The sequence below is a fragment of the Pseudomonas sp. ANT_H4 genome (genome assembly GCF_008369295.1).
Classification (GTDB): Bacteria; Pseudomonadota; Gammaproteobacteria; order Pseudomonadales; family Pseudomonadaceae; genus Aquipseudomonas.
In genome coordinates this window covers 22,184-34,790 of sequence record NZ_VOBG01000036.1, presented here as the reverse complement: position 1 = coordinate 34,790, position 12,607 = coordinate 22,184, and the positions used below count along the sequence as shown (strand labels likewise).

11 protein-coding genes are annotated in these 12,607 nt (G+C 57.0%); 5 read left to right on the top strand and 6 right to left on the bottom strand.

Features of this window, described 5'->3' with window-relative positions:
- Positions 1–41 precede the first annotated feature (41 nt).
- From FQ182_RS27265 to tnpA, 5 genes are all read right to left on the bottom strand, one after another.
- Entirely contained in the window at positions 42–1,325 is a 1,284-nt protein-coding gene (locus FQ182_RS27265; RefSeq protein ID WP_149414619.1) for a hypothetical protein, read from the bottom strand.
- 283 nt (positions 1,326–1,608) lie between these two features.
- The gene (locus tag FQ182_RS27260) at positions 1,609–2,433 is read right to left on the bottom strand and encodes a Cof-type HAD-IIB family hydrolase (RefSeq protein WP_149414618.1); all 825 of its coding nucleotides are present in this window, start codon (positions 2,431–2,433) and stop codon (positions 1,609–1,611) included.
- A complete protein-coding gene (gene zwf, locus FQ182_RS27255) occupies positions 2,430–3,953 on the bottom strand; it encodes a glucose-6-phosphate dehydrogenase (protein ID WP_149414617.1) in 1,524 nt (507 codons plus the stop codon). Before zwf ends, FQ182_RS27260 begins: the two co-directional genes overlap by 4 nt.
- Complete coding sequence (gnd, locus tag FQ182_RS27250; protein WP_256666352.1) at positions 3,950–4,954, bottom strand: phosphogluconate dehydrogenase (NAD(+)-dependent, decarboxylating); 1,005 nt, start codon at positions 4,952–4,954, stop codon at positions 3,950–3,952. Before gnd ends, zwf begins: the two co-directional genes overlap by 4 nt.
- 86 nt (positions 4,955–5,040) lie before the next feature.
- Positions 5,041–5,457, bottom strand: a complete 417-nt coding sequence (gene tnpA / locus FQ182_RS27245; protein WP_149414615.1) for an IS200/IS605 family transposase — start codon at positions 5,455–5,457, stop codon at positions 5,041–5,043.
- Between the two features lie 21 nt (positions 5,458–5,478).
- On the opposite strand from tnpA, the gene FQ182_RS27240 reads away from it, so the two are divergent.
- The 5 genes from FQ182_RS27240 (at position 5,479) to FQ182_RS27225 (ending at position 11,850) form a co-directional block, all read left to right on the top strand.
- On the top strand, positions 5,479–6,690 hold the full coding sequence (locus FQ182_RS27240; protein ID WP_149414614.1) for an RNA-guided endonuclease TnpB family protein: 1,212 nt from the start codon (positions 5,479–5,481) through the stop codon (positions 6,688–6,690).
- A 302-nt stretch (positions 6,691–6,992) separates the two neighbouring features.
- Positions 6,993–7,169 carry a DUF6026 family protein gene (locus tag FQ182_RS29940; RefSeq protein ID WP_178114540.1) on the top strand — a complete coding sequence of 59 codons (177 nt, stop codon included), beginning with the start codon at positions 6,993–6,995 and terminating at the stop codon, positions 7,167–7,169.
- Between the two features lie 167 nt (positions 7,170–7,336).
- Positions 7,337–9,076: a phosphoethanolamine transferase CptA gene (locus tag FQ182_RS27235; RefSeq protein WP_149414613.1), complete on the top strand. Its 1,740-nt coding sequence runs from the start codon at positions 7,337–7,339 to the stop codon at positions 9,074–9,076.
- A 157-nt stretch (positions 9,077–9,233) separates the two neighbouring features.
- Positions 9,234–11,474 carry a TonB-dependent siderophore receptor gene (locus tag FQ182_RS27230; RefSeq protein ID WP_149414612.1) on the top strand — a complete coding sequence of 747 codons (2,241 nt, stop codon included), beginning with the start codon at positions 9,234–9,236 and terminating at the stop codon, positions 11,472–11,474.
- 154 nt (positions 11,475–11,628) lie between these two features.
- The gene (locus tag FQ182_RS27225) at positions 11,629–11,850 is read left to right on the top strand and encodes a hypothetical protein (protein WP_149414611.1); all 222 of its coding nucleotides are present in this window, start codon (positions 11,629–11,631) and stop codon (positions 11,848–11,850) included.
- 193 nt (positions 11,851–12,043) lie between these two features.
- On the opposite strand, the gene FQ182_RS27220 is transcribed toward FQ182_RS27225, so the two are convergent.
- Positions 12,044–12,535, bottom strand: coding sequence for a GNAT family N-acetyltransferase (locus FQ182_RS27220; protein WP_149414610.1), 492 nt, complete (start codon positions 12,533–12,535; stop codon positions 12,044–12,046).
- Between the last annotated feature and the right edge of the window lie 72 nt (positions 12,536–12,607).

The window sequence follows — 12,607 nt, the reverse complement described above, 5'->3', positions numbered from 1 at the left end:
TAAAGCAGTTGTTCGGGATTGTATGCACGCCTTTTCAACTGTCAGCCGTGGTAGCGCGTCACCACCCCACGAAACGCCCCATCCCGACCATGACCGGCCAGCAGGATCTTGCCATCTGGTTGTAGAACCAGTGCCGTCGCGGTGTCCACGCTACGCCCCAGTCGCGTGCGGACCCAACCACGACCGCTGGCAAAGGTCGGGTCCGGGCTGCCATCTGCCAGATGCCGGGCGACAACAAAATCCGCAGTAAAACCACCAATTGTTGCGCCGGCCATGACCAGCTTGCCATCCCCCTGCTCCGCCACCGCTTGCCATTGGCACGGGCTGCCGACAATCGCCGTCAGTGACGGTTGGCCGTGATTGAATGCCGGATCAGCCTCACCGTCGGCATCGACGGCCAGGGCCATGGCATGGATCGGCTCACGGCTGCTGCCCACGCCATGCAACCGACCGTCACGGCACTGGATAACCTGGCTAAAATGGGCGTTTCGCCCTTGCGCCGAGATTCGTGCGAAGCCCTGCTCGGCAAACGTTTCATCCAGACTGCCATCTGCCCGATAACGGGCCAGTAGCGCCTGCTGGGGAAAATCGATGGAGCCTGCCACAACGATGGCGCCATCCGACTGCAGGTGGACGCTGGACAACCAAGTGCTGAGCAGCAAACGCCGCACCATGACAAAACCACGGCCATTGAACGTGGTATCGAGACGACCATCAGGCTCCAGGCGAATCAGCAGCCCCGTGTGATTGGCCAGTTCAAAAGAATGATTGGCTACCAGCAGGATTCGACCGTCAGGTTGCACACACGCCGCACAGGCCTCGGCGCCAGGAATACCGGGCGGTAGCCACGTATCGCGAGTGCCGCTGGAGAGCCCGCCCGGCAATCGCACTACCTGCTTGCCGGCATCACCAAAACCTGGGTCGAGTTGCCCGTCCGGGTGAAACATCGCCAAGGCCGGTAATAACTGATGGCGACATTCGTAATGCAGCCCAACCAACAGGATTCGCCCATCCGGCAACTGAATCACTTTGTCAGCCATGGCGTCACCCTGGCCTTCAAAACAATCGACCACCGCGCCCGCCCGACCAAAGCGCTGATCCAGCGAACCCTTGGCGTCAAGCCTGGCCAACCCCAAGCCCGTCGTGCGGCCCCGGTAGACTTTAGCCGCCACCAGCAAACCGCCGTCCGGACACAACGCCAAGCCGTTGACCTGGCAGGAATCAACCCCATGCATAATCACGGCCGCCTTGCCTGAGTCGCCAAAACTCAGGTCAGGCTCGCCCGCTGCGCCTGGCCACCAGGCATTTGCGGTATTTGCGAACATACACGCCTCTGGGTAAAACAATGGCCGAGCCATACACGTCGGCAAGTGACAACTGTCGGGGCTTATTCAATCGACGCCAAAGGGTTTTCGCAACTATCAGAAATAACAGTTTTCATGGTTTAGCAGCCAATCCAGTGTCTTTATGGGACGCTTGGTAGTGAGGCAAACAACAATGCCTCAGCGCTGGCTAGGGGGGAGTTATTAGCGGTGAAGATCGTTCCCGTTTACGCGGGAACGATCAACTGGGTCAGGATGACGGCAGCCTATCGCAGGGCGTTGCGCCTCAACGCGCCGAAAGAATAAACCGCTCAATGGCCTCTGCTGCGCCGTCCTCGATATTGCTGCCGGTGACCACGTTGGCCTGGCGCTTGACCGCCTCTTCGGCCTGCCCCATGGCAATCGACAAGCCAGCCACATGAAACATTGCCGGGTCATTGCCGCCGTCACCGATGGCTGCCGTCTGCTCCAGGGGGACACCCAGGTGGGCCGCCAACGTCGCCAGCGCCTCACCCTTATTGGCCTTCATCGCGGTCACGTCGAGGTAGACCGGCTGTGAGCGCGATACCTGGGCCAGTCCTTCAACCTTGGGCTGCAACTGCGCCTCCAGTTCAATCAGCAACTGGGTATTGGTGCTGGCGGCGACGATCTTGTCGATCCGGTCCAGGAACGGCTCGAAACTTTCCACCACCACCGGCGCATACCCCAGGCCATGCTGCTCCCGAGGCACCATGGGGCCCGCCGGATCACGCAACATCCAGTCGCCATCGGCAAATACCCAGGTTTCCACATCAGGTTGATCGCAGAACAACGCCAACGCGATCAGCGCCGCTTCTGCCGGCAACCAGTGAGCAATCAGGATGCTGCCATCCGGATTGACCAGGGTGCCGCCATTAAACCCCGCCGTGGGCACGTCAACGCCCAAGGCTTCGATCTGCTGCAACATGGCCTTGGGTGGCCGCCCGGTGGCCAGGCTGAAAAAAACCCCGGCTTCGCGCAGGGCGCGGACCGAGTCAATGGTGCGTTGGCTGAGGCTGTGATCCGGAAGTAACAGGGTGCCGTCCATATCACTCAAAACAAAACGGATGGGATGGATCGCGGCATCACTCATCCGAGGCTGCGCCAGGTCCGGCCATCGCGGGCCAGCAACGCATCGGCCGCCGCCGGGCCATCTTCACCGGCTTTATAGGCTTGAACGCCATCATCTTCCTTCCACGCATCGAGGAAAGGCTGCACCGCCCGCCAGCCGTTTTCGATGTTGTCGGCGCGCTGAAACAGGGTCTGATCGCCGGTCAGGCAGTCGTAGATCAAGGTTTCGTAGCCAGTGGACGGCTGCATCTCGAAGAAGTCCTTATAGGCAAAGCCCAGCTCGATGTTGGCCACGTCCAGGGTCGGCCCAGGCTTTTTCGCCAGCAGGTCGAACCACATGCCTTCATTGGGCTGGATCTGGATCTTCAGGTAAGTGGGGTTGAGCTCATCGACTCCGGTGTCGCGAAACTGCGCATAAGGCGCGGGCTTGAAGCAAATGATGATTTCGGTGTCACGGATGCTCATGCGCTTGCCTGTACGCAGGTAAAACGGCACGCCGACCCAGCGCCAGTTGTCGATCATCACCTTGAGGGCGACGAACGTCTCGGTGTTGCTGACAGGTGCAACGTTGGCCTCTTCGCGGTAACCGGGCAATTGCTTGCCGCCGACTTCACCTGCGGTGTACTGGCCGCGCACCGAGTTAGCCCGCGCATCCTCCAGGGACCAGGGGCGCACGGCGCCAATCACCTTGGCCTTCTCGCCACGCACCGCATCGGCGCCAAAGGCAGCCGGTGGTTCCATGGCGATCATCGCCAGCAGTTGGAACAGGTGATTGGGCACCATGTCGCGCAAGGTGCCGGTGTGCTCGAAGAAGCTGCCACGGGTTTCCACGCCAACGGTTTCGGCGGCGGTGATTTGTACGTGGTCGATATAATGGTTGTTCCAGAACGCTTCGAACAGCACGTTGGAGAAACGGCTGATGAGGATGTTCTGTACCGTTTCCTTGCCCAGGTAGTGGTCGATGCGGTAGATCTGCTTTTCACTCATGACCTTGAGCAGGCAGGCGTTTAGCGCTTCGGCGGTGGCAAGGTCAGAGCCGAAAGGTTTTTCGATCACCACGCGACGAAAGGCCTCGGGGGTTTCTTCCAGCAGGTTGGCCCGGCCTAGGCGTTGTACCACCTCACTGAAAAAGCGCGGCGCTGTGGCGAGGTAGAACACCGCGTTACCGGTGCCGCTCTCGGCAATTTTCGCCGCCAGGTCGCTGTAGGTGCTGTTGTCGAGGAAGTCGCCCTGGACGTAGCTGATGCCCTTGGCCAACTGGCCCCACAAGGCAGGGTCCAGGGCGTTTTCGGCATTGCCCTTGACCTTGCTGGCGGCCTCGGTGCGAATGAAGTCTTCGAGTTTCTTGGCGAAGTCGGCATCGCTGATGGCGTTGTGATCAACTCCGACAATGCGCAGGCCATCGCCCAGCAAACCGTCGCGGCTGAGGTTGTACAGCGCCGGCATCAGCAGGCGCTTGACCAGGTCGCCATGGGCGCCAAACAGAAACAGGGTGGTGGGTGGAGCGGGTTCGGCCTTGAGTTTCTTGCCGTTGGCAGTCATTTTTTTGAAGTCTCCACATGACCACCAAATCCGAAGCGCATGGCCGAGAGCAGTTTGTCACCGTAGGTGCTTTGCTGGCGGGAGCGGAAACGGGCGAACAACGAGTTGGACAGCACCGGGACCGGGACCGACTGCTCCATGGCCGCCTCGATGGTCCAGCGCCCTTCGCCGCTGTCGGCGACGGAACCTGAATAGCCGTCGAGTTTGGGGTCAGTGGCCAAGGCGTCGGCTGTGAGGTCCAGCAACCAGGACGAAACCACACTGCCGCGGCGCCAGACTTCAGCGATATCAGCCACATTGAGATCGAAACGCTGCTCTTCAGGCAGGCTCTCCGAGTTTTTGGTCTTGAGGATGTCAAAACCTTCGGCGAACGCCTGCATCATTCCGTATTCGATGCCGTTGTGGATCATCTTGACGAAGTGCCCGGAACCGGCTGGGCCGGCGTGGATGTAGCCGCGCTCGGCACGGTCATCAGTAGCGGTACGGTCCTTGGTGCGTGGGATGTCGCCCAGGCCTGGAGCCATGCTGGCGAAGATCGGGTCCAGGTGTTTGACTGTCTCGGCATCGCCACCAATCATCATGCAATAGCCGCGTTCCAGGCCCCACACGCCGCCGGAGGTGCCGACGTCCACATAATGCAGGCCTTTTTCCGACAGGGTTTTGCCCCGACGGATGTCATCTTTGTAGAAGGTATTGCCGCCGTCGATGATGATATCGCCGGGTTCCATCAGTTCGCTCAGATCCTGGATGGTGGTCTCGGTCGGATCGCCCGCCGGCAGCATCACCCAGACCGCCCGGGGCTTTTGCAGCCCGGCCACCAGGGCAGCCAGGCCAGCAACGCCGGTGGCGCCCTCTTCACTCAAACCTTTGACGAACGCTTCATTGCGGTCGTAGACCACGGTGGTATGCCCATTGAGCATCAGGCGGCGCGCAATATTACCGCCCATGCGGCCTAGTCCAATAATCCCCAGTTGCATGTGCTGATGCTCCTTACTACGAATAATAAATGTGTGGCACAGTTTATCCGTTTGCGCGAAAAACCTCGCCCTTCAGGGCAGGGATGGATAGCGCGGACGGCGAAGCTGTCCTAAAGAGGTGTTCTCTGCTGCTCGATGTATCGGCGAATGACATCGATGGAGGCCCCACCGCAGCTACCGGCGAAGTAGGACGGGGACCACAAAGCTCCGGCCCACAGTTTCTTTTGAATGCTCTGTGAGTGTTTTTTGCGGATCATACGGCTGGATACCCCTTTAAGGCTGTTCACCAATGCTGAGATGGCCACTTTCGGTGGGTAGTTAACCAGCAGGTGTACATGGTCGTCCTCCCCATCGAATTCCACCAGTTCAGCCTCGAAATCGTGGCATACACTGGCGAAGACGATTCGCATGTCATCCAGAATGGGTTTTGTGAACACATCTCGGCGGTATTTTGTTACAAAGACCAAGTGAGCGTGCATAAAAAAAACACAATGTCTGCCATGCCTAATATCATTGTCATCATTCATAGGCCAAACTATAGTCGAGTGATGAAACGACTCCAAGCCTTTAAGTACGAACTGATGCCAGACGGCAATCAAGAGCGGCAAATGCGCCGCTTTGCGGGGTCGTGTCGGTTCGTTTTTAACAAGGCGCTGGCTTTACAGAAATCCAACCATGAGGCCGAAAACAAGTTCATCGGCTATGTTGAAATGGCTGCCCGGCTACCCATATGGAAGCGAGAGGCAGGCTTTGAATGGCTGAAAGACTCGCCATCCCAAGCACTTCAATACGCCCTCAAAGACCTTGAGCGGGCCTATTCCAATTTTTTCGCTAAACGTGCCGACTTTCCACGCTTTAAGCGTAAAGGGAAGAGCGAGAGCTTTCGTTATCCGGACAGCAAACAATTCAAGATCGACGAAGCCAACAATCGTATTTTCCTGCCCAAGCTGGGCTGGATGCGCTACCGCAACAGCCGCGATATTCTGGGCAAGGCCAAGAACATCACCATCAGCCTGTCTTGCGGCAAGTGGTACGTCAGTATCCAGACGGAGCGTGAGGTAGAGCAGCCATCCCCACAAGGCAACGCAGTGGGCATCGACCTGGGAATCACGCGGTTCGCCACGCTTTCAGATGGCACTTTCTATAAGCCGCTCAACAGCTTTAGGCAGCATGAGAAACGCCTAAGCAAAGCTCAGCGGGCGATGAGCCACAAGGTTAAATTCAGCAACAACTGGAAGAAGGCGAAAGCCCGCGTCCAGCGTATTCACGCCCGTATCGGCAATTCTCGCCGCGACTACCTGCACAAGACGACAACCACCATCAGCAAAAACCACGCGATGGTGTGTGTCGAGGATTTGCAGGTTCGGAATATGTCCACGTCATCAGCAGGCGATAGTGAGCAACCGGGAACGAATGTTCGGGCCAAGTCTGGCCTGAACAAATCCATCCTCGACCAAGGATGGTTCGAGTTTCGGCGACAACTGGACTACAAGCTGGCATGGAATGGTGGCTACCTCGTTGCGGTCCCACCGCACTATACAAGCCAGACCTGCCCATGCTGTACTCATGTCTGCAAGGACAACCGGCAGACTCAAGCTCAGTTCCGGTGTGTCGAGTGTGGCTTCGAGGAAAACGCCGATGTAGTCGGTGCGATCAATGTATTAAGGGCGGGACACGCCCGGTTCGCCTGTGAAGTGAGCGGCGCTGTCAGGCCGTCAGCAGCAGGAACCCGCCGAGGTGAGTCAGCCCTAACAGGCTGAACACGGTAGGAATCCCCCTCCTTTCCAGCGTGTCTGGGGAGGTCCTGCGTAGCAGGCCGAGAGGTGGGGAGGATGTCAAAGTGCAATGAGGCTAATGAGGGTTAGTCCAGAGCCATTCACCATAGTTTCATGACAAAAAGTTGCCACTGTTTCACCATCACTGGCAAAAAAGTCACAGGACAATAAAAAATAAAAAAGTTCCCTTGCGTCGAAAAAGAAATCAGAATTGCCCTGACTGTTGCCGAGAACCTCGATTCAAGCGCTCTGGCACCGCGATACACCGGCTATTTGCGAGGTAAGCAATGAGCACTGTACACATGACGCGTCCGCCACAAACCCTCTATGTCACCATCCGTCGCGATGAGTTACGCCAGTTGAAAGACGAGCGCGACCAGTTGCAGCAGGAAGTCATGCGTCTGCGCTCGCACCTGCAAGCCCAGCTCACACAACCGTCAAACGGGCAAGCCGCGATCTGCTGAACCCCCGTTTTACTGTGCTGTAGGCAATATTACTCAGACAGAACTCACAAAGTTTTCACACGTCCCTCCTGATAATCCCGCGCAATAAAGCCGCACCCCGTACGGGGGGCCGCTGTCGTGTGCCTTCAGTGCGCGACAAATGGAAAAATTATCGGGTGGAGCGCTGGATGGCGATGTTCAAACGCAGCACTAAGTCTGCGAAAGGTTTTGATTGGGCCGGCCTTGGCTGGATGTTCCTGTTTTTTTGGTACTTCTCGGGTATTACCCAACTGCTGATCCAACTGACCGGCACCTCGGGTTTCAGCGGTTTCCGCCAAGCCTTCTTCATGAGCGCGCTGTGGCTGGCGCCCATGTTGCTGTTTCCCAAGCGAACCCGCTTGCTCGCTGCGCTGATTGGCGTGGTGCTGTGGGCCTGTTCCATGGCCAGCCTCGGTTATTTCTTCATTTACCAGCAGGAATTCTCCCAAAGCGTCATCTTCATCATGTTCGAGTCGAACATCTCTGAAGCCGGTGAGTACGCCACCCAATACTTTGCCTGGTGGATTGTGCTGGCCTTTATCGCCCACACCGCCGTTGCGGTCTTCCTTTGGACTCGTGTGCGTGCGGTCTACCTGCCACGAGGCAAGGCGATACTGGCTGCCACCGCCATTCTGATCGCCGTTATCGGCTACCCGCTGGTCAGGCAGATCGCCAAGAGCGAAACCATGGAATTGGCCATGGACCGCTTCGAGACCCGCATCGAGCCGGCAGTACCATGGCAGATGATCGTCGCCTACCGCCGCTACACCGAACAGTTGGACAACATGCAAGGCATGCTGGACAACGTCAGCAAGATCGCGCCCCTGACCAATCTCAAGGACAGCATGGCCGGCCAGCCGTCGACCCTGGTGCTGGTGATCGGCGAGTCCACCAACCGCCAGCGCATGAGCCTGTATGGCTACCCGCGCAGTACCACGCCGGAACTGGACAAGCTGCGTAATCAACTGGATGTGTTTGACAACGTCATCACTCCGCGCCCGTACACCATCGAAGCACTGCAACAGGTGCTGACTTTCGCCGACGAAGATAACCCGGACCTGTACCTCAAGACCCCGTCCATCGTCAGCGTCATGAAGCAGGCGGGTTACAAGACCTTCTGGATCACCAACCAGCAGACCATGACCAAGCGCAACACCATGCTCACCACGTTCTCCGAACAGGCCGACGAGCAGGTGTACCTGAACAACAACCGTAACCAGAACGCCCGTCAGTACGACGGCGACGTATTGGAGCCGTTCTCCAAGGCTATGGCCGACACCGCCGAGCGCAAGTTCATCGTCGTGCATCTGCTGGGCACGCACATGAGCTACCAGTACCGCTACCCGCCGACTTTCGACAAGTTCACGGATCGCCAGGGCGTCCCTGCTGGCATCAGCGATGACCAGTTGCCGACCTACAACAGCTACGACAACGCGGTGCTGTACAACGATTTTGTGGTGTCTAGCCTGATCAAGGATTACGCCAAGACAGATCCCAATGGCTTCCTGCTGTACCTCTCCGATCACGGCGAAGACGTGTTCGACTCTGCGGGTCACAGCACCCTGGGCCGCAACGAAGGCAAGCCGACGGCGCCGATGTACACCATTCCGTTCATGACATGGGCCTCGCCCAAGTGGCGCAACAACCATGACTGGAACGTCGAAGGCGACCTGCAGCGTCCCTACAGCAGTTCGCAGTTGATCCACACCTGGGCAGACATGGCCGGCTTGAGTTTCGATGAGTTGGACCGCAGCAGGAGCCTGGTCAGCGACAGCTTCAAGCCGCGGCCCCTGATGATTGGCAACCCGTATGAGCGCCAGCAGAAAGCCTTGATCGATTTCAGCCTGATGAAACCCAAGAGCGACCCGGCCAAGGTGGTCTTGAAGTAGCACCGACGAACCCGGGGTTCACACGCGCAATGCGGTGAAACCCGGCTCGACGAAACACAAAGATAACAATTATTCTCGTTTGACCCTAAAGATCCCCTGCCCCTTTCGTCTTTGAGCCAATGGCATTTTTTTCATAGACGACAAGGAGTTCGCCGCGATGTTCGCGCCTATTACCCGTTGCATGACCTTGACCCTGGGGCTTTTCAGCGTTGCGCTGAGCCCGGATTTACTGGCTGAAAACGACGCTAATCAGAAAGTCAACGAGACCGCCAAGGACCTTGAACTAGCCAGTACCAATATCACCGCTGATAGTCTGGGATCGGATACCGAAGGCACTGGATCCTACACGACCGGAGCCATGAGCACGGCGACACGCCTGAACCTGTCGATCAAGGAAACTCCGCAATCCGTTTCGGTCATCACCCGCCAGCAGATGGATGACTTCAAGCTCGGCACCTTGAGCGAGGTGATGAACCAGACCACAGGCGTGGTGGTACAGCGCAACGACTCCGAACGCTTCAACTTCTATTCACGTGGCTACAGCATTCAGAACTTCCAGATCGACGGGATGCTAAACACCTTCTCTGGATTGAAGTCCGACTCCGACACGGTGATTTATGACCGCATCGAAGTGGTACGCGGTGCCACCGGCCTGACCACGGGCGCAGGCGACCCGTCAGGCACCATCAATATGGTACGAAAACGCCCTACCCATGAATGGGCGGCCAAGATCGGTGGCAGTGCAGGCAGTTACGATAATTACTACAGCTACGTCGATGTTGGCGGCCCCCTGGGTTTCGATGGTCGCTTACGCGGGCGTACGGTATTGGCCTACCGCGACAGTAAATCCTTCCGCGATCGTTATGCCCTTGAGCGTAAGGTCGGCTACGGCATTCTCGAAGCGGACCTTAGCGAAGATACGGTGCTGGCAGTGGGTTACGACTATCAGGACAAACAAATCGAGGGGGCTACCTGGGGCAGCGTGCCCTATTGGAACTCCTTGGGTGACAAGGCCAATATGCCGCGCTCCAACAATATCACCACGCCCTGGAGCAATTGGCCACTCACCGATCGCACCCTGTTCGCCACCGTGGATCAACGATTGGCTAACGACTGGCGCCTCAAAGCAGCCTATACACACAGGGAAAGCGAAACCGACGGCAAGGTCTACTACGGCGGTGGCGGCTATCCGAATCCTGACCGAAGTGGAATAAGTGCCTATAGCAGCCATTTCAGCGGCGACGACAAAATGGATGCCGTAGATTTCAATATTGCGGGCGCCTATTCGCTGCTGGGGCGTGAGCATGAGGCCATGATCGGCTATGGCCAGGCCAGGCACCGGGATTCCTCGCCGTACATTATTGAGGGGGACATGCCGGATAATTACCTGGAGATTCCAGACTGGGCAAATACAGGTGACATTCCTGAGTTTCCCGATGAAACCACCAGCATGGACGCGAACAACAGCAGTACCTATCAAAAAGCCGGCTACTTGGCGACCCGCCTGAGTCTGAACGATGCTTGGCATGCTGTGCTCGGCAGTCGATATGGCAGTTGGAAAACCAGCAGCTCCAACTATGACTATGAGGGCCGACAGTTGGTAAAGGTGCACCCCAGCAGCCAGACCCAGAATGATGTCTGGACGCCATATGCCGGCTTGCTTTACGACATCAACCAGGATTTCACCGCCTACGTGAGTTACACCGATATCTTCAAGCCGCAGACGCAAAAAGACGTGAGCGACAAATACCTGGAGCCTATCGTTGGCAAGAGCTACGAATTGGGACTCAAGGGCAGCCTTTTGAATGATCGACTAACCTTCTCCAGCGCCGTGTTCAGGACTATTCAGGACAACGTGGCTGAAATAGATGACTCCATACCGCTGGGCCCCAATGGTCAGCAGTACTACAAGTCCGGCGGCGTGGGTAACAAGGTACAAGGGTTTGAACTGGAGATCGCAGGCGAAGTCCTGCCCGACTGGAATGTTAAAGCGGGTTACACCTACACCCACTCCGTGAATGGTGAAAAGGAACGCAACAACACGGCGCAACCCCTAAATCTGCTGCGCACCTCCACCACCTATCGTTTGCCAGGTCAGTGGCGGGCGCTCACCGTAGGCGCTGGGGTCAACTGGCAGAGCGACATCTACCGCTACGCCGGCCGTCCCGTTGGGCGCGATGCCGACGGTGACATCATTACCCAGAGCACTGCAATCCGTCAGGAGGCCTACGCTCTGGTCAATCTCATGTCTCGGTATGAGTTCGACAAGCACCTATCGGCGTCACTGAACGTAAATAATTTTTTCGATAAAAAGTACTACAACAATGTCGGTTTCTATAACGGCGTTTATTGGGGTGACCCACGTACCATGACGTTGAGTTTGGACTGGAAGCTTTAATCGCACTTGAGCCCCCTCTATCCAAAGTTAACAAAATCGCTAACTTTGGATTCGCTGACGTTAACTTCCACTTAATACAAGTGCTGCAGAGTACGCCCATGAATCTGATCAAGGACGGAGCGGATACCGATTACTCTTAATGGGAACACACACGATGAAACTTTCGACATTGATGCTTGCCGGCCTGATGGGCCTGACCTCCGTCGCAGCCCTTGCAGAAGGCGGTAGCGAGCGCTCGAAGGAGTTCTACAACAACTTTAGCTTCATCCAGGAACAAACCCACGGCACGACAGAACAGACCGCCTCCACCGATGCAAAGAGCAAAAAAACCGGTGCGACCGAGCAGTCTACCGATGCGCAACAACCCAATAGCTGATTTAACCGTACTACCCTGCGTCATTGTGCTCCGATGGTGAAGGTCAACTTGGCGCCCGAAATCGGGCGCTTTTTTTATGTCTGGAAATTACCACTGGTCGATATGACTAACTTTAACGCCTTTCTGACAGTTAATAACTAGACCAAACGATTCAAGTGTTAACGCCAAGTTAATCCTGGCTATAGCGCACTCATTAAAGCGCCTTGCTCCAGAACAACATTCGACCGTGGACCGGATCAAAGATATTGTCGTCGAACCCAAACTTGCTATACGCCCCCTGAGCCACGGCATTACCTTCAAGCACCTCCAGGGTGATCTTGCAGCAGCCGCGCTGACGGGCGATTTCCTCGACCTTTTGCAGCATTTTCTGACTCAGGCCCAGACCGCGAAATTTATCCATGACCGCCACGTCGTGGACGTTGACCAACGGCCGACAGGCAAAGGTCGAGAACCCTTCGAAACAGTTCACCAATCCGGCTGGCTCGCCGCCGACAAAGGCCAGGACACTGAAAGCGTGAGGGCGCTTGGCCAACTCGGCCGGCAGTTGCAGCAGTCGATCGGCAGGCAAGCCCTGGCCACCGCCCATGGGGTCTTGCGCGTAGTGGTTGAGTACCAGGCCAATGGCCTCTGCATGCACGGGATTGCTATAGCTTGCTTGCAGCACCAGTATTTCTGCGGCGTCCATTTCCTTCCTCGATAACAGCTTGATGGGGATGACCTCCCCTGGGAGGCCTGATTGTAAGCATGGCGCAGGCAT